We start from the raw sequence: 15,831 nt of genomic DNA, 5'->3' as shown, positions 1-15,831 counted from the left end.
GGCGGGGCGACTCGCCCTCGAAGGGACCGTTTTTCCGGCAGTAATCTCTCATAACCGGCCCCTCACCGATCGGTCGAACCGGACAGTCCCCCGGATCTCGATCCTCACCGATCGGCCGCCGGATCGTGGGCGACGGATAACAAAGCCGGTCGTCGCCGACCGTTCGACTGCAATGGCACTGACCCAGATCGACCACGTCAGCGACGACGAGGAGATGCAGGAGTGTATCGACAGCTGTTTCGACTGCGCCCAGGCCTGCGAGTGGTGCGCCGACGAGTGCGCCGACGAAGGTGAAGGAATGGCCGACTGCATCCGGCTCTGTCGGGACGTCGCCGACCTGGCGACCATGCACGCGCGGTTCATGGCCCGCAACTCCGGCTACAGCTCGGACCTCGCCGCCATCACCGCCGACGCCTGCGAGGAGTGTGCCGGCGAGTGCGAACGGCACGACGCCGAGCACTGTCAGGTCTGTGCGGACGTCCTACGGGACTGCGCGGAGACCTGCCGGAGCATGGCGTCGGCCTGAGTGCCGGTCACGGCGTCGCGAGGTCTCGACCACCGACCGACCCCCGCTCGAGTCGACCGCGTAGTAGCACATGGACGCGACGACGAAACTCACCGCCGTCGGCAACGGCGCGCTGGGCTGCTGGCTGATCGCAGCGCCGTTCGTCCTCGGCGCGCCGGCGGTCGGTCGCTGGAACGACGTCCTCGTCGGAGCGGCGGTCGCCGCCGCAGCCGGGTACAACTACGTCGAAGACGGCGACCGACCCGCGAGCGCGACCACTGCGGGAGTCGTCGCGGTGCTCGGCTGCTGGCTCGTCGTCGCGCCGTTCGCGCTCGGCCTCGCCGGCCCCGCGCTGTGGAACGACGTCGTCTGCGGGACCCTCGTGGCGAGCTTCGGCAGCTACGACGCGTACGTCGCGTCGGCCGTCGGTCGCGCCCCGGCCGTTCGTGCGACTGCCGAATAGGGAACGCGACCGAGCGACACTAGACGACACGCGCAACGCTACCGCCGAACGGAGGCGACCGATCGCACGAGATCACGACAGATCATGGACTACGACCTGCTCGAGGAGTACGGCGCGATCGGCGACGGCGATACGGTCGCCCTCGTCGATCGGCACGGTTCGATCGACTGGTGTCCGCTCCCCCACGTCGAGTCGCCGAGCGTCTTCACCGCGATTCTCGACGCCGACCGCGGCGGTCGCTTCGCCGTCCGACCGACGGGGTCGTTCGAGTCCGTCCAGCGCTACCGCGACCGGACGAACGTCCTCGAGACGACGTTCCGGACCGCCGAGGGGGGCGCGACGGTGACCGACTTCATGCCCGTCGCCGAAGCGACCGGGCCGAACGCCTCCTCGCCCGCGATTTTCCGAAAACTGGAGTGCGACGATGGCCCGCTCGAACTCGAGGTCGCGTTCGAGCCGCGCTTCGACTACGCGCGGGATACCCCCAACGTTGAACCGACGGCCGACGGCGTCGTCGCGACCGGCGAGGGCGACGGCGAACGACTCGTCCTCTCGAGCGACCTTCCGCTCGAGGTCTCGACCGACGGCCGGTCGGCGAGTACGACGGTGACGCTCGAGGGCGGCGAGACCCGCTGGCTGGTGCTGGGGTACGGCGAGTCGATCCCCCTCGACCCCTCGCGCCACCGGGAGACGCTCCGAGCAACCGTCGACTACTGGCGGGAGTGGGTCCACGACTGCGACGGGACGGACTGCCCCGTCGGCGGCCAGTGGCACGACCTCGCCGTCCGCTCGTCGCTCGTCCTCAAACTCCTCATCCACCGGGAGACGGGCGCGGTGTGTGCGGCCCCGACGACGTCGCTGCCCGAGGACGTCGGCGGCGTCCGCAACTGGGACTACCGGTTCAACTGGATCCGCGACTCCGCCTTTACCGTCCGAGCGCTGTCCGAACTGGGCCACCTCGAGGAGGCCCGCTCGTACTTCGAACTCTGCCTCGACCACTGTCGCGACCACGATCCCGCCGAAATCCAGCCGGTCTACAGCCTCCACGGGGAGAACGATCTCGAGGAGCAGGTCCTCGACCACCTCGGCGGCTATCGGGGATCGGCACCCGTTCGGATCGGGAACGCGGCCCACGGCCAACAACAGCTCGACGTCTACGGCGAGTTGATCCTCGCGATTTACGAGAGCATCCGGTACGGCGAGCCGGTGACCGCCGACGACTGGTCCGTGATGTGCGACCTGATCGACTACGTCTGCGAGGCGTGGGACGAGCCGGACGCCGGCATCTGGGAGGTTCGGAGCGATCCCCAGCAGTTCGTCTACTCGAGGGTGATGTGCTGGGTCGCGCTCGATCGCGGAATCCGGCTCGCCGAGGCCGCCGGCGACCACGTCTCGGCCCCGCTCGAGCGCTGGCGGACGTGTCGCGACGAGGTTCGGGCGGCGATCATGGAGCGGGGCTACAGCGAGGAGGCGAACAGTTTCGTCCGCGCGTTCGACGACGACGAGGCGCTCGACGCGGCGAACCTGCTGATCCCGATCGTCGGCTTCCTGCCGGCCGATGACGAGCGCGTACAGGGCACGATCGACGCGACGATCGATCGGCTGGCGACCGACGGCGGCCTCGTTCGGCGCTACGACGGTGACGACGGACTCCCCGGCGAGGCGAGCCCCTTCGTCGTCTGCTCGTTCTGGCTCGTCACCGCGCTCGCGCTCGCGGGCCGGACCGACGACGCGGTCGAGCGCTTCGAGGCGGTCCTCGAGTACGCCAGCCCGCTCGGGCTGCTGGCCGAGGCCGTCGATCCCGAGGCCGGGGAACAACGCGGGAACTTCCCGCAGGCGTACAGCCACATCGGCCTGCTCAACAGCGCCCTCTCCCTCGCCGGCGCCGACGACTCGAGCGGAACGTCGGCGGAGTCGCCGGCACCGGCCCCGCTCGGCCGCGACGAACCGATCGGGGACGGCGACTCGAACGGCGAGATCGTTCGTCGATCGACCGATAGCGACTGAGAGACCGAAATTCCAATGACCGACGACAGACACGACGATTCGAACCGAGAACGGAGCGCCACGACGACCGACGCTCGAGCGCGTCGCCCGCGGACCGGCGGCGGCGACGGGAACGGAGACGACGAGGGCGGAACCGGGACCGACGGCGACGGCGGAAACGGAGGCGAGAACGGCGGGGGTGGTGAGGGCCAGAACGGCGGCGGAAACGGAGACGACGGATCGATGCGCCCGGGCGACATGATGCTCGCCCACCCGACGAAGGAGGCGTGGGTTCAGTACGCCGTCATCTCGCTCGGGCTCTGGCTCGTCGCGAGTCCGCCGACGCTCGGCTACGGGAACGCGCTGATGACGTGGAGCACCGTCGCCACCGGACTCGTGCTCATCGCGCTCGCGGGGCTGACGATCTACCGGGAGAGCGGCTACGCCAACTACGCGAACGGGTTCGTCGGCCTCTGGTTGCTGTTCTCGCCGATCGTGTTCTGGGCGCCAACGGCCGCGGCGTACGCCAACAACTCCCTCGTGGGCGTCATGGTGATCACGTTCACGGTGTTGATCGTGATGCGCTCGGAGATGGACGGGCCGACCGTCCCGCCGGGCTGGTCGTACAACCCCTCGACGGCCGCCCAGCGCGCCCCGCTGATCGCGCTCGGGATCTTCGGCTTCTTCGCCTCGTGGTACATGGCCGCCTACCAACTGGAGTACATCGACGCCGTCTGGGATCCGCTGTACGATCCGGGAACCCACGCGATACTCACGTCGCAGGTGTCGGAGGCGTTCCCCGTCTCCGACGCCGGCCTCGGCGCGGTCGCCTACGCGATCGAGGCGCTGATGGGATTCATGGGCGACCGCCGGCGCTGGCGCACGATGCCGTGGATGGTCGCCTTCTTCGGCGTCGTCGTCATCCCGCTCGGCTTCGCGCAGGTGCTGTTGGTCATCATGCAGCCGATCCTGGTCGGGACGTGGTGTACGCTCTGCCTCCTCTCGGCCTTTGGCATGCTGTGGATGATCTCGCTGTCCGTCGACGAGGTCGTCGCGATGGGCCAGTACGTCGTCCGGCTGATGCGTCAGGGCGACAGCCTCTGGACGGCCTTCTGGATGGGGGGGACGATCTCCGAGGACGAAGAGGGCGTCGACGAGACCTCGAAGCGACCGATCGGCGACTCGCCGATCAGCGAGCCGTTCTGGGGCGTCTCGATTCCCTGGACGCTGCTCGGCGCGATGGCGCTCGGCGTCTGGCTCATGCTCTCGCCGACCCTCTTCGGGATGACGGGACTCATGGCCGACACCAGCCACCTCGCCGGTTCGCTGATCGTCTCGTTCACCGTGATCGCGACCGCCGAACCCGCGCGCGCGATCCGGTTCTGCAACGTTCCGCTGGCCGGGTGGGTCATCGCGGCGCCGTGGCTGCTCGCGGGGGTCCCGACGATCGCGGCGATCAACGCCACCGTCGCGGGCCTGCTCGTCCTGGTCCTCACCGCCCCCCGCGGCCCGATCGCGGACCGCTACGGCGGCTGGGAACGGTACGCCACCCTCGAGACGGTCGACCGACTGAACCCCCTCAGTAGCTAACCATGTCCGAACCTATCGACTCCGAAGTCGTCGTCGTGACTGGCGCATCGGCCGGCGTCGGGCGAGCCACCGCTCGCGCGTTCGCCGAACGCGGCGCGAAGATCGGCCTCCTCGCGCGCGGCGAGGACGGTCTCGAGGGCGCACGCGAAGACGTCGAGGCGGCCGGCGGCGAGGCGATCGCCGTCCCGACGGACGTCGCCGACCCCGACGCGGTCGAGGCCGCGGCCGAGACCGTCGAGGACGCCTTCGGGCCGATCGACGTCTGGGTGAACAACGCGATGGTGTCGGTGTTCTCGCCGGCCGCGGAGATGACCGCCGACGACTACCGCCGCGTCACCGAGGTCACCTATCTGGGCTACGTCTACGGCACGCAGGCCGCGCTCGAGCGGATGCGACCGCGCGACGAGGGGACGATCGTACAGGTCGGCTCCGCGCTGGCCTATCGGGGCATCCCGCTGCAGTCGGCGTACTGCGGCGCGAAGCACGCGATACAGGGATACACCGAGTCCGTACGGACGGAACTCATCCACGACGACTGCGACGTGCAGCTCTCGATGGTGCAGATGCCCGCGATGAATACGCCGCAGTTCGAATGGACGAAGAGTCGACTCCCGAAGAAATCGCAGCCGGTGCCGCCGATCTACCAGCCCGAGGTCGCCGCTCGAGCGATCCGCTGGACCGTCGACCACGAACGCGACGAGCTCTGGGTCGGTCGGTCGACGGTGAAGGCGATCGTCGGCAATCGGCTGATCCCGCGACGACTCGACAACCTCCTCGCCAGCGGCGGCTACGACTCCCAGCAGACCGACGAGCCGGTCGATCCCGACCGCGAGCACAACCTGTACGGGCCCGTCGACGGCGATTTCGGCGCTCGCGGTCCGTTCGACGACCGAGCGCGAGAGCGGAGCTACCAGCTGCAGGCGTCGATGCATCGGCGGGCGCTCGCCCTGTTGGCCGGCATCGCGGTCGCGATCGTCGGCGCCGTCGTCGGTCGTCGCCTCGAGTCGAACGGCTCCAACTGAGCCGGCCACCGGCCGAGTCCTGCCGAGAGTACTTGGGCGATGCTCTATTTCGATTCGGTCATGACCGGAGGACCCACGGGTCCCACGGCCACGCCGGCCGAAGACGCACGGCTCGTCCTCAACCCGACGAGCGGCGAGGCCGATCACGCAGAACGCGTCCGTCAACTCGCCGCCGAACACGGCTTTTCCGTCGTCGAGACCGAACGGGCCGGCCACGCGGCCGACCTCGCGGCGGCGGCCGCGGCCGACGGCGTCGACCGCCTCGCGGCCTGCGGCGGGGACGGCACGATCCACGAGGTCGTCCAGGGGCTCGTCGCGGCCGACGCGCTCGAGGACGTGCCCCTCTGCGTGATTCCGGCGGGAACGGCCAACATCTACGCGTCGGGGTTGGGAATCGAGAACATCGAGGACGGCTTCGCGGCGGCCCGACGGGGCGCCACGAGGCGGCTAGACGTGGGCGTGGCCGACGGCGAACCGTTCGTGCTGTCTGCCATCGCGGGGCTGCTGGCGTCGGCGAGCACGGCCACCTCCGAGCGGCTCAAAGAGCGGATCGGTACCCTCGCGTTCGTGGTCGAGGGCATCCGGACCGCACGGGAGTTCGACGGCCTCGAGGTCGCGATCGACGCCGTTTCCGACGACCAGGAGTACGTCTGGGAGGGTGAGGCCCTGTGTCTGCTCGTCGGCTCACTCCGGCGGTTCACCGACGAGGACGAACCGTCCAACGCCGAGAACGGTCAGCTCAAGGTGACGGTCATCGATCGCCTCCCGCCGACGGACGCGATCGCCGAAGCCGTCGAACAGCGGGTCTTCGATCGGGAGACGCCCCACGTCACGACGATCGAAGCGGCCGAACTCGAGATCGTCGCCCTCGAGGACGAGCCGGTGCGGTTCAGCCTCGACGGGGAGCCCCGAGAGTACGAGCGCGTCGAGATCGGCGTTCGACCGCGGGCGCTCCGCGTGTGCGTTGGTGAGGCGTACGCCTCGCGACAGTGATCGGTCCGCGCGTCGGATTCGCCCACCGTGTATCACGGCGCCGATCCTGCTCCTGTGACGCCGACTTCGCCCTGTCGCACCGCTCTCGAACGGTGACGGATCCCGACAGCCGGGTCTCGCTCTCAAGCGACCGTAGTAGTCCATGCTTCTCGAGGCGGGCTCGAGACGCGGTTCGAAAATCGGTGGGGATGGGATTCGAACGAGACGAGTCGCAGTGCCCGAACGAAGTGAGGGCGACCGTCTCGGCGTAGTTCGAATCCCAACGTGTCGTCTTCTCACTCGCGATACTCCTCGCTACGCTCGTCGTCTGATGCTCGTGAGAAGACGGTGGGGATGGGATTCGAACCCATGAGGCATGAAGCCACCTGCTCTCAAGGCAGGCGCGGTAGGCCGCTTCGCTACCCCACCTCACCTCCGGATTCGCCGTACGTTCAAAAAGTGTTGTCGGTTACGCGCGCTCGAGCGAGCCGTCAGTCCCCACTGACAGCCCCAGTTCGTCCACGGCGGCGGCCGTCGCCTCGCCGCCGGGTTGGCCCGCGATTCCTCGAGCCTCGAGCAGCGCCACCGTCGAGCGAAGCCCCGCGGGCGTCGCCACGGTCGAGAGCATCGGCGCGAACCCGACGCCGAGTCCCGCGTCGTTGGCCCGCGCGGCCAGCGTCGCCACCTCGGGAACCGCGTACGCGCCGGTGAAGTCGATCGGTTCCCCGAAGGCCGCGAGGTAGGTTTGGCCCTCCGTGGACGGGCCGAGAACGACGTCGTGACGGCGGACGGACATCGCCGCGCCGTCGATTTCGGTCCGGCGGACCAGCGGCACCGTCGGCTCGAGGACCCCGACGCTATCGGCCGCCTCGCGCTCGAGCAGGTGCGTGACCGTGTTGCCGATTCGGGCGGCGCGACTCGAGCCGACCTGTCGTTCGAATCGGACGCCCTCGCCGTCGTCCCCCGCGAGGGCGTCGTCCCCGAGGGCGTCGACGACCAGCGCGCGGACCTCGGCTTCCGGGTCCCCGTCGGCGAACTCGTCGGGGAGGGTATCCCCGTCGCGGTAGTTGACCAGGAGGTCGCCGCCGCTCTCGAGGACGGCCCAGCAGACGTCGACGACGGCGGCCTCGTAGAGCGTGACCGCGGCGGCGGCCGAGAGCGGCGTTTCGTCGACGAGCGACGACAGAACGAGCCCCTCCCGGGGCGGGTCGACGGGGACGACGACGATCATACGTCACGCTCCGGGAGCCCGACCCTTGAACGCGGCGCTTCCGGCGGTGGATGCAACCGAGGCGAGGACGACCGGAACGCGGCCCTCCGAGGCGGCGTTGCGACCGCAAATCGACCGGATGGCGGACGAATTATAGTGGTGGGACGAGAGACCTCGAGTATGGACGACCAATCAACCGACCGAACGGTCGATCAGGGGATAACGCGATCGGTCCCCGGTTCGTTCGGCGTGCTCGCACCGCTACTGATCGCCGGACTCGCAGTGATCGGTATCTGGGGCTTCGTCGACGGCCAACTGGGCGGCTCCGGCGAATATCTCACGTCGACCCTTGGCGTCCTCGCGGTCACGCTCGTCGTGGTCGGTGCACTGATCGTCGTGGGTGCGCGGTCCAAACGGTGGCTCGAGGGGCCCTACTGGTAACGAGTCGAGCGCTTAGCGATCCCGCTGTCCTTTCGTCTGGCGGTAGTCCGACGCCATCAGGTCGACGAACTCCTCGAGCCACCGCTGCGTCTGCGCGTCGGACTGTTCTCGGGGGTCGATCATGGGGACGAGTTCGAACCCCCGCCCCCGGATGCGCTCGGCGTGGTCGGCCGGCAGCGCGAGGTCTTCGGCCAGCGTCGTCGTGTACTCGACGCCGAGTTCCCGCAGCGCCCGCTCGCCGACGGGAACGAGGATTTCGGGGTTGATCATCCGGATCTCGGCGTTGAGATACGGGTCGCAGTTGACGATTTCCTCGTCGGTCGGTCGCCGGTCCGGATCGCGACAGCGCGTGAGATTCGTCAGGTAGACGTTCTCGAGGACCGGCGCGTCCGCCGGCGACGTCGCGTCACAGAGCCCGAGGCGCTCGAGGAGCCGTCGAAGGGTCGTGCCGGCCTCGTCGTCGCGATCTGACGCCGACTGGTCGTCGACGTCGGACGCCGCGAACGGAACGCCGACCTCGTCCGCGGTCGCCGTCGGCCGCTCGCCGACGAACAGGAAGTCCGCGTCGACGTCGCCGTAGCCGTGGACGACCTGCGTGCGCGTCTCACAGAGCGCCGGACAGTTCCGACACTCCTCGTCCATGCCGAACGGGTTCGCTCGAGACTGCTGGTTCGCGTCCACACTCGAGTCTCGAGATACGAACCCAAAAGGGACGCGGCTGGCGGGGCGCTCTTCGCGCCGATTCCGCTTCGATTTCGGGTCGCTGTCGCTCGAGAGCCGGCGCTACTGTGGGTCGAAAGTCGACGGAAAACGGGTACGCCGGAACGGCGGCGATACCGGGCTCGCTCGGCGCCAGCACGACGACGCCTACGTCTGGGACTGGGACTGTGCGGCCTGAATCCAGTCGGTCGCGCGGGCCTGGGAGATCTCCGCGGCCTTTGCGACGGAGTTCGCTTGCGCCCTGGACAGGTCGGCGACGGTCTCGATCCCCGCGTCGGCGAGACGCTCCGCGTAGGTCTGGCCGACGCCCTCGAGGGCCTGCAGGTTCTGCTTCGCCACGTCGGTTCCCGCTTCGGTCGCGGATTCGATCGCGTCCGTCGTGTCGACCGCGAGGTCCTCGGTCGCGTCGGCGGTCTGATCGACCAGCTCCTGAGCACTCTGCTGGCTCGTTCGCGCGACCGACTCGGTCGATTCCTGCGCCGTCCGAGCGACGGCTTCGGTCGACTGCTGAACGGTGTCGGCGACGTCTTCAGTCGACTGCTGGACGGTCTCGGCGGCCTCCTCGGCGCGGCGGACGCCCTCGACGGTCTGCTGTTCGGTCTCCCGCTGGGCCTCGAGCATCGACTGCGTCGAGTCCGCGAGCACCTGCTGTTGCTGGGCGGTCAGTTCGTCGACGGCCTCGAGGAAGCCGTCCTCGAACTCGTCCCAGGCCTCGTTCTGGGTGCGTTCGAACTCCTCGAATCCGTCGTTGACGGCCGAACGGACGTCGAACTCGTCGCCGTCCATCACGGACTCGAGGGCGTCGAACTGCGCGTGAAGCATCCGCTGGACCAGTTCGGCGTGCTGCTCGAATCCCTCGTTGAACAGCTGCTTGGTCTGTTCCGTGCTCTCTTCGATTCCCTCGTCGACGGTCGAGCGGACGTCGTACGCGTCCTCGTCCATCGCCGCCTCGAGGGTCTCGAGCTGGGCGTCGAGGAATCGGCGGGCGAGTTCGGTTCCCTGGCGCTGGGCGCTTCGCTGGGCCGCGAGCCCGTTGCGGAAGAACGATTCCATCGCGTTCTCCTGGAACTCGAGCCCCTGCTCGAACAGCTGTTGGCTCTGCTCGATCGACTGGCGCTGCAGTTCGAACGTGGCCTCGATGGGTGTGGTTGCGTCGGTCATGAGTTGCTATCGATAGGAACGCCTCCCAACGGGATAAGGGCTGCCCCTAAATGGTTTTAGATACCATTTGATACCACAGAAGGGAAGAATTCCTCGACGCAGCGACAGCTATCGGTTTCCGATCGTCGTGTACTACCGCTGTCAGTTCCGTCGCGCGCTCCCCCGACATCGTGGCGGGCAGCACGAGTGCGATAGTAGCACGCCGCCGAAACGGACCGACGGCCGGAAGGCGAACCGACTACCCACTCAGCGGCCGAGACCGCCGCGCTCGTTGACCTCGAGGATGAACTTGACGTTGCGAACGATCTCCTCGGGCGTGGTCTCCTCGTCGGGATCGTAGAGGTCGCTGGTTCGATAGAGAATATTGGCGAGTTGTTTGCTCTCGCTGCTCTCGCCGCGGACGTCGTCGGCCGCCTCGCGGAGAGCGGCGACGCGGTCGAGATCTGGGTCGAACGCGGGTTCGTCCTCGGTCGCCGCTCCGGCGTCCGTGTCCGCCGCGTCGTCGTTCGGTTCAGACGTCATCGATCGGCCGATGCGGCTTCGCTCCGTCGCGTCTGGGAGACGCCGCGCCGGTGGACGATCCCGGTGTTGTTCGCGACGTTCTCGGTGATCGTCCGGAAGGCGTCGCCCGTCTCGGTCCCGTCCTCGAGGACGGTCGGCTTGCCGCCGTCGCCGCCCTCGCGGACGGCGGGATCGAGCGGGATCGAGCCCAGGAACGGCATCTCGTGCTCGTCGGCGAACTCCCGGCCGCCGCCGGAGCCGAAGATGTCGTGCTCGCCGCCGCAGTCGGGACAGGCGAACGTCGACATGTTCTCGGCGACGCCGAGCACGACGGTGTCGTGCTTGGCGAACATCTCGAGGCCCTTGCGGGCGTCGTCCAGGGCGACGTCCTGTGGCGTCGTGACGATGACCGCGCCCGTGACGGGCATGGTCTGGAGCATCGTCAGTTGGGTGTCGCCGGTTCCCGGCGGGAGGTCGACGACGAGGTAGTCGAGGTGGCCCCACTCGACGTCCTCGGTGAGCTGGGTGATGACCTTGTGGACCATCGGGCCGCGCCAGATGACGGGGTCGTCCTCGCCGGTGAGGAAGGCCATGCTCATCAGCTTCACGCCGTACTTCTCGGGCGGGACGAGCGTCTCGTCCTCGGTGGCCATCGGCGGCTCGTCTGCGTCGACCATCCGCGGCACGTTCGGGCCGTAGACGTCGGCGTCGAACAGCCCCACGGTGGCGCCCAGTTGCGAGAGCCCCGCGGCGAGGTTGACCGCAACCGTCGACTTGCCGACGCCGCCCTTGCCCGAGGCGACGGCGATGACGTTCTTGACGCCCGGCAGCACCTGATCCTCGCCCGGCAGGTCGTCGCGGTCGGAAATGCTGGCCGAGAGATCCGGTTCGAGGCCCTCGTCCTCGAGCACTCGCCGAACCTCGCCGGCGATGTCAGTCTCGGTGGGCGAGTAGGGCGCCCCGAGTGCGAGATCGATATCGACCCGATCGCCGTCGACGGTGATGTCGTTGACGAGTCCGAGCGAGACGATATCGTCGCCGAGTTCCGGATCTTCGACCGTCCGGAGGCGGTCGCGAACGGCGGCTTCGTCCATGTCCGATGGTAGGCCCGGCCGTCGAAAAGGGTTGTGTTCCCACCTGTTACGAGTCGTCCTCGCTCCATTCGGTCGCTCCGGTCGCTCGAACTCCGTCCCGTCGCGATTACGCGTTGAAATCGAACCGCGGTCCGCCGTAGGTCGGCGGATCCGGCTCGAGTTCGACCCCCTGCTCGTAGCGGACGAAATTGAGGTAGAAGGGCCGACCGCAGCCGTCGACCGGCTCTCCCTCGAGGTCGGTGACGGGGCCGTCCTCGCCGCAGAGGAACTCGATGCCGTCGGCCGATTCGCGGTCGGAATCGTCCGGTTCGGCGTACTCCCACCCCGGCTGCGGGACTTTGGTGACCGATCGGTCCGCCAGATCCGGCGGTCGCTCGAGGCTCACGACGGCGTTACAGCGGGGACAGGTGTATCGGACGGTGACGGTCATCAGGTGCTGCTAGGAGACTCGAAAACGTAAGTCTGCGGTCGTAGACGATCTCTCCAGCGTGTGGTGGCGCGCGCCGAACTGCGCCGAACGAATAGTGAGGCGGAGTTCAAAGACGTGCGAGGGATGAGCGAGGGAGTGAAACGACCGAGCGAATCGGTTGGGGAGGGCGTGGCAACTCCCCGTTGCCACGATAGCAGAGGCGACTCGAGGGAAGCGGAGATGACTCGAGTCGTCCAACATCGTTTGCTATGCGTCTCTAGATCGCTCCCGAACCGTTTACCACCTGCAGTCCCAGAATCGCTCATGTCCGAGACCGAGTTCGATCCCGAGAAGTTCGAGGACAAGTACGTCCACTACTTCGAAGAGCTTCAGGAGGCCTACTCGAACGCCTACAACCAGCTCCACGGCCGGTACGACTCTGAAATCCTCAAAGCGATCGACCGGCAGGTACTGAGCGAGAGCGAACCGTTCTACGAGGATGATGGCGAGTTCCGCGTCGACCTCCCCGAGGAGCGGGTCGAGGAGGTCCGCGCCGCCGTCGGTGACCCCGACCGGTTCGATACCGTCCTCGAGGAACTCACCGACCGAATCGAAACCGAGCTACGGCGCATCTTCGGGTTCGAATCGGCCGACTGAGGCCGAACGCGTTCGCTACCGACACCCGAACACCTTTCCCGCTGACGGGAATTCGTGCAGGTATGATCGACGAGACGGTCGAGGAGATCCAGCAGATGCAGACCCACAGCTCCTCGGTGGTGGCCGTTCACGCCGCCCGGGCACTCGAGGAGCTACTCGAGCGGGAGTTCGCCACCGTCGACGAGTACACGCGAGCCCTCGAGCGCAACGGCTCGGTGCTCCGCCGTGCGAATCACTCCCACGCGTCGCTGCAGAACGCGGTTCGAGAGGTCGTCGACGACGTCACCGACGCCGAACCCGACAGCGTCGAGACCGCGAAGCGACTCACCCAGGAGAAGATCGACACCGTCGTCGCCCGAGTCGAGTCCGGCAAGCGGCTGGCGGCCGAGAACGCGGTCGACTACCTCGAGGACGGCGCGACGCTGTTGACCCACGACTACTCCTCGACGGTCCTCGAGGCCCTCGAGCAGGCGGTCGAGGCCGGCAAGACGTTCGAGGTGTACGTCACGGAGGCCCGGCCCCGCTACATCGGCCGCAAGACGGCGCGGGCGCTGGCCGACCTCGAGGGCGTCGAGACGACGCTGATCACCGACAGCGCCCACGGGGTCTACCTCGAGGAGTGCGATCGCGTCGTCGTCGGCATGGACTGCATCGTCGAGGAGACGCTCTACAACCGCGTCGGCACGTTCCCGATCGCGGCGACGGCCGCACAGCGCGACGTTCCGGTCACCGTCCTCGGCTCCGCGTCGAAGATCGTGAGCGAGGGGTTCGTCTTCGAAAACGAGTTCCGGCCGGGCAGCGAGGTCATGCCGGAACCCGCCGAGGGCTTCGCCGTCGAAAACCCCACGTACGACGCGACGCCGGTCGAGCTGCTCGAGAGCGTCATCACGGACGAAGGCCGACAGGAGCTCTGACCGGAATCGAGCCGGATTCTCACTCCGAATCCGTCCTGACCTACTCGCGTTCGCCGAACGTTCGCGGGGCGCCCTCCGTCGGAGCGGCCCAGTCGACCGCGTTGCGAAGCACTCGCCGGACGTCGGCGTTCTCGTAGATCGGATACGTCTCGTGACCCGGTCGGAAGTAGAAGATCCGGCCGCTGCCCCGGCGGTAGCAACAGCCGCTGCGGAACACTTCGCCGCCCTCGAACCAGCTGACGAACACCAGCCGGTCCGGTTCGGGGACGTCGAACGGTTCGCCGTACATCTCCGTCTGCTGGAGTTCGATCGACTCCCCCAGCCCGTCGGCGATCGGGTGTCCGGGGTCGACGACCCAGAGCCGCTCGGTCGCGCCGTCCTCGCGGTACTGCAGGCTACAGGACGTGCCCATGAGCCGCTTGAAGGGGTTCGCGTAGTGTCCGGAGTGGAGGACGATCAGGCCCATCCCCTCGAGGACGCGCTGCTGGACGCGGTCGACGACGGCCTCGGAAACCTCGTCGTGGGCCTCGTGGCCCCACCACAGCAGGACGTCCGTCGACTCGAGGACGTCGTCGGGAAGCCCGTGAGTCGGCTCGTCGAGCGTCGCGGTACGAATATCGTGACCGTGCGACTCGTCTCGATCGGTTTCGTCACCGGCGAGTCCGTCGGCGATGGTCTCGTGGATGCCGTCCGGATAGACGGCCGCGACGTCGTCGTCCTCGCGCTCGTGTCGGTACTCGTTCCAGATCGTCACGTTGGCCATCGGCCGGCTATCGTTTCGAAGCGCCTTAGGTCGGCCGGTGATCGGAGTCGACTTCCGGACAGAAATATACAATTATTGGAGTATGTACCCGTGGTCCACCCAGTAATAATATAATTATACCTGAAATACAATACATTCGTACAGATTAATCGGTCACAACTCTTATTTCGATCGCCGACTGCTACTCTCTATGGACTGGCACCGCACGCAAACATCGAAATGGCTCGTTTCCTCTACCACCTCCTCCTTCTTCGGTCCACAATCGGGGGTTTCGCCATGATCGGCGACGGGATCGGCGTCGGAATCGTCGGCTTGGGTGGAATGGGTCACCTGCACGCGCGGAGTATCCGCGAACTCGGCGCCAGCGTCGTCGCCGGTGCCGACCTCGTCGAGGCGCAGCGACGACGCTTCGCCGACGAGTTCGGCGCGGCGACCTACGAGACCCACGACGGACTCCTCGAAGACGACGCCGTCGACGCCGTCATCGTCACGACGCCCAACCGGTTCCACGAACCGATCGCCGTCGCCGCCCTCGAGGCCGGCCGCCACGTGCTCGTCGAGAAGCCGCTGGCCCACACGCTCGAGAGCGCCGAGCGGATCGCCCGGACCGCAGCGCGCTCGGATGGGATCTGTATGGTCGGCTTCCACAACCGCCACGCCGCGTCGATGGCCATGTTCGACGAGCAACACGCCCGCGGCCGCTTCGGCGACCTCACGCACGTCGAGGCGAACTACGTCCGCCGCCGGGGCGTTCCGGGCCCCGGGTCGTGGTTCACCGATCCCGAACTCGCGGGCGGCGGCGCCCTGCTGGATATCGGCGTCCACGCGCTCGATCTCGCCCTCTACGCGCTGGACTTCCCCGAGATCACGGAGGTCACCGGCGTCACTCGAACGACGTTCGGCACCGACGAGGAGTACGCCGACCCCGAGGGCTTCGGCGACAACTGGGACGCCGAAGCGGAGACCTACGAGGTCGACGACTCGGTCAGCGCCTTCATCCGCACCGCGGAGGGCCAGACCGTCTCCCTCGAGGCCGCCTGGGCGACCAATCGCGAGGAGAGCATGGACTTCCGCGTGCGCGGGACGAACGCCGGTGCGCAGTTCGATATCGGTGACACCAGTCTCGAAATTCTCGAGGCGGGCACCGCGGGCTGTGACCACTACGCCGACGTCACGATGACCGGCGACGCCGCGCTGACCGGCTACTCGGAACAGGACGAGCAGTTCCTCGAGACGATCGCACTGGGCGCGACGCCCGAGACGAACACCGTCGAGGAAGCGCTGACCGTCCAGCGCGTCATCGACGCCATCTACCGCTCGAGCGAGACCGGGTACGCCGCTCAACTCGCCGAGCCGCAGGTCTCCGAGCACCAGCTCGAACAGGCGACGCAACTCGAGTAACGGCGGCGTTTTTCGCTCTTCT

General features: G+C 67.7%; 17 protein-coding genes and 1 tRNA gene. 10 read left to right on the top strand and 8 right to left on the bottom strand.

Features of this window, described 5'->3' with window-relative positions; translation table 11 throughout:
• Positions 1–172 precede the first annotated feature (172 nt).
• From J0X25_RS33615 to J0X25_RS33590, 6 genes are all read left to right on the top strand, one after another.
• On the top strand, positions 173–526 hold the full coding sequence (locus tag J0X25_RS33615) for a four-helix bundle copper-binding protein (RefSeq protein WP_207288242.1): 354 nt from the start codon (positions 173–175) through the stop codon (positions 524–526).
• A gap of 70 nt (positions 527–596) precedes the next feature.
• A complete protein-coding gene (locus J0X25_RS33610) occupies positions 597–968 on the top strand; it encodes an SPW repeat domain-containing protein (RefSeq protein WP_207288241.1) in 372 nt (123 codons plus the stop codon).
• An 84-nt stretch (positions 969–1,052) separates the two neighbouring features.
• Positions 1,053–2,975, top strand: coding sequence for a glycoside hydrolase family 15 protein (locus J0X25_RS33605; protein ID WP_207288240.1), 1,923 nt, complete (start codon positions 1,053–1,055; stop codon positions 2,973–2,975).
• A gap of 15 nt (positions 2,976–2,990) precedes the next feature.
• Positions 2,991–4,544, top strand: a complete 1,554-nt coding sequence (locus tag J0X25_RS33600) for a vitamin K epoxide reductase family protein (protein ID WP_207288239.1) — start codon at positions 2,991–2,993, stop codon at positions 4,542–4,544.
• Between the two features lie 2 nt (positions 4,545–4,546).
• On the top strand, positions 4,547–5,566 hold the full coding sequence (locus tag J0X25_RS33595) for an SDR family oxidoreductase (protein WP_207288238.1): 1,020 nt from the start codon (positions 4,547–4,549) through the stop codon (positions 5,564–5,566).
• Between the two features lie 60 nt (positions 5,567–5,626).
• A complete protein-coding gene (locus tag J0X25_RS33590) occupies positions 5,627–6,559 on the top strand; it encodes a diacylglycerol/lipid kinase family protein (protein WP_207288237.1) in 933 nt (310 codons plus the stop codon).
• 325 nt (positions 6,560–6,884) lie between these two features.
• Here J0X25_RS33590 and J0X25_RS33585 read toward each other — a convergent pair.
• Both J0X25_RS33585 and J0X25_RS33580 read right to left on the bottom strand, forming a co-directional pair.
• Positions 6,885–6,967, bottom strand: a tRNA-Ser gene (locus tag J0X25_RS33585).
• Positions 6,968–7,007: 40 nt separating this feature from the next.
• The gene (locus tag J0X25_RS33580) at positions 7,008–7,769 is read right to left on the bottom strand and encodes a hypothetical protein (RefSeq protein WP_207288236.1); all 762 of its coding nucleotides are present in this window, start codon (positions 7,767–7,769) and stop codon (positions 7,008–7,010) included.
• Between the two features lie 159 nt (positions 7,770–7,928).
• Between J0X25_RS33580 and J0X25_RS33575 the strand changes: the two genes are divergently transcribed.
• Complete coding sequence (locus tag J0X25_RS33575) at positions 7,929–8,189, top strand: hypothetical protein (protein WP_207288235.1); 261 nt, start codon at positions 7,929–7,931, stop codon at positions 8,187–8,189.
• A gap of 12 nt (positions 8,190–8,201) precedes the next feature.
• On the opposite strand, the gene J0X25_RS33570 is transcribed toward J0X25_RS33575, so the two are convergent.
• The 5 genes from J0X25_RS33570 to J0X25_RS33550 all read right to left on the bottom strand — a co-directional run bounded on the left by J0X25_RS33570 (position 8,202) and on the right by J0X25_RS33550 (position 12,095).
• Entirely contained in the window at positions 8,202–8,870 is a 669-nt protein-coding gene (locus tag J0X25_RS33570) for a uracil-DNA glycosylase (RefSeq protein WP_225896672.1), read from the bottom strand.
• A gap of 186 nt (positions 8,871–9,056) precedes the next feature.
• A complete protein-coding gene (locus J0X25_RS33565) occupies positions 9,057–10,070 on the bottom strand; it encodes a helix-hairpin-helix domain-containing protein (protein ID WP_207288234.1) in 1,014 nt (337 codons plus the stop codon).
• A gap of 246 nt (positions 10,071–10,316) precedes the next feature.
• Positions 10,317–10,592 (bottom strand): DUF7976 family protein, encoded by a 276-nt coding sequence (locus J0X25_RS33560; RefSeq protein WP_207288233.1) that lies wholly within the window; start codon positions 10,590–10,592, stop codon positions 10,317–10,319.
• A complete protein-coding gene (locus J0X25_RS33555) occupies positions 10,589–11,665 on the bottom strand; it encodes an Mrp/NBP35 family ATP-binding protein (protein WP_207288232.1) in 1,077 nt (358 codons plus the stop codon). Before J0X25_RS33555 ends, J0X25_RS33560 begins: the two co-directional genes overlap by 4 nt.
• 106 nt (positions 11,666–11,771) lie before the next feature.
• Positions 11,772–12,095, bottom strand: a complete 324-nt coding sequence (locus J0X25_RS33550; protein WP_207288231.1) for a DUF7969 family protein — start codon at positions 12,093–12,095, stop codon at positions 11,772–11,774.
• 303 nt (positions 12,096–12,398) lie between these two features.
• Between J0X25_RS33550 and J0X25_RS33545 the strand changes: the two genes are divergently transcribed.
• Positions 12,399–12,731 (top strand): DUF5783 family protein, encoded by a 333-nt coding sequence (locus J0X25_RS33545; RefSeq protein ID WP_207288230.1) that lies wholly within the window; start codon positions 12,399–12,401, stop codon positions 12,729–12,731.
• Positions 12,732–12,793: 62 nt separating this feature from the next.
• Positions 12,794–13,645 (top strand): eIF2B alpha/beta/delta subunit family protein, encoded by an 852-nt coding sequence (locus tag J0X25_RS33540; protein ID WP_207288229.1) that lies wholly within the window; start codon positions 12,794–12,796, stop codon positions 13,643–13,645.
• Between the two features lie 40 nt (positions 13,646–13,685).
• Here J0X25_RS33540 and J0X25_RS33535 read toward each other — a convergent pair whose 3' ends face one another.
• Positions 13,686–14,408: a ThuA domain-containing protein gene (locus tag J0X25_RS33535; protein ID WP_207288228.1), complete on the bottom strand. Its 723-nt coding sequence runs from the start codon at positions 14,406–14,408 to the stop codon at positions 13,686–13,688.
• A gap of 276 nt (positions 14,409–14,684) precedes the next feature.
• On the opposite strand from J0X25_RS33535, the gene J0X25_RS33530 reads away from it, so the two are divergent.
• Entirely contained in the window at positions 14,685–15,809 is a 1,125-nt protein-coding gene (locus tag J0X25_RS33530) for a Gfo/Idh/MocA family protein (protein ID WP_207288227.1), read from the top strand.
• Positions 15,810–15,831: the final 22 nt, after the last annotated feature.

This window comes from Haloterrigena alkaliphila (assembly GCF_017352155.2).
GTDB lineage: Archaea > Halobacteriota > Halobacteria > Halobacteriales > Natrialbaceae > Haloterrigena > Haloterrigena alkaliphila.
Note: the sequence above shows the minus strand (reverse complement) of the source record. Positions and strands in the feature narration are given on the sequence as shown.

Excerpts from the sequence above, each read along its gene's own strand:
- J0X25_RS33565 (WP_207288234.1), bottom strand. The coding sequence starts at position 10,070 with ATGACCGACGCAACCACACCCATCGAGGCCACGTTCGAACTGCAGCGC.
- J0X25_RS33555 (WP_207288232.1), bottom strand. The coding sequence starts at position 11,665 with ATGGACGAAGCCGCCGTTCGCGACCGCCTCCGGACGGTCGAAGATCCG.
- J0X25_RS33575 (WP_207288235.1), top strand. The coding sequence starts at position 7,929 with ATGGACGACCAATCAACCGACCGAACGGTCGATCAGGGGATAACGCGA.
- J0X25_RS33545 (WP_207288230.1), top strand. The coding sequence starts at position 12,399 with ATGTCCGAGACCGAGTTCGATCCCGAGAAGTTCGAGGACAAGTACGTC.
- J0X25_RS33595 (WP_207288238.1), top strand. The coding sequence starts at position 4,547 with ATGTCCGAACCTATCGACTCCGAAGTCGTCGTCGTGACTGGCGCATCG.
- J0X25_RS33540 (WP_207288229.1), top strand. The coding sequence starts at position 12,794 with ATGATCGACGAGACGGTCGAGGAGATCCAGCAGATGCAGACCCACAGC.
- J0X25_RS33605 (WP_207288240.1), top strand. The coding sequence starts at position 1,053 with ATGGACTACGACCTGCTCGAGGAGTACGGCGCGATCGGCGACGGCGAT.
- J0X25_RS33550 (WP_207288231.1), bottom strand. The coding sequence starts at position 12,095 with ATGACCGTCACCGTCCGATACACCTGTCCCCGCTGTAACGCCGTCGTG.
- J0X25_RS33580 (WP_207288236.1), bottom strand. The coding sequence starts at position 7,769 with ATGATCGTCGTCGTCCCCGTCGACCCGCCCCGGGAGGGGCTCGTTCTG.
- J0X25_RS33615 (WP_207288242.1), top strand. The coding sequence starts at position 173 with ATGGCACTGACCCAGATCGACCACGTCAGCGACGACGAGGAGATGCAG.
- J0X25_RS33590 (WP_207288237.1), top strand. The coding sequence starts at position 5,627 with ATGACCGGAGGACCCACGGGTCCCACGGCCACGCCGGCCGAAGACGCA.
- J0X25_RS33610 (WP_207288241.1), top strand. The coding sequence starts at position 597 with ATGGACGCGACGACGAAACTCACCGCCGTCGGCAACGGCGCGCTGGGC.
- J0X25_RS33600 (WP_207288239.1), top strand. The coding sequence starts at position 2,991 with ATGACCGACGACAGACACGACGATTCGAACCGAGAACGGAGCGCCACG.
- J0X25_RS33535 (WP_207288228.1), bottom strand. The coding sequence starts at position 14,408 with ATGGCCAACGTGACGATCTGGAACGAGTACCGACACGAGCGCGAGGAC.
- J0X25_RS33530 (WP_207288227.1), top strand. The coding sequence starts at position 14,685 with ATGATCGGCGACGGGATCGGCGTCGGAATCGTCGGCTTGGGTGGAATG.
- J0X25_RS33560 (WP_207288233.1), bottom strand. The coding sequence starts at position 10,592 with ATGACGTCTGAACCGAACGACGACGCGGCGGACACGGACGCCGGAGCG.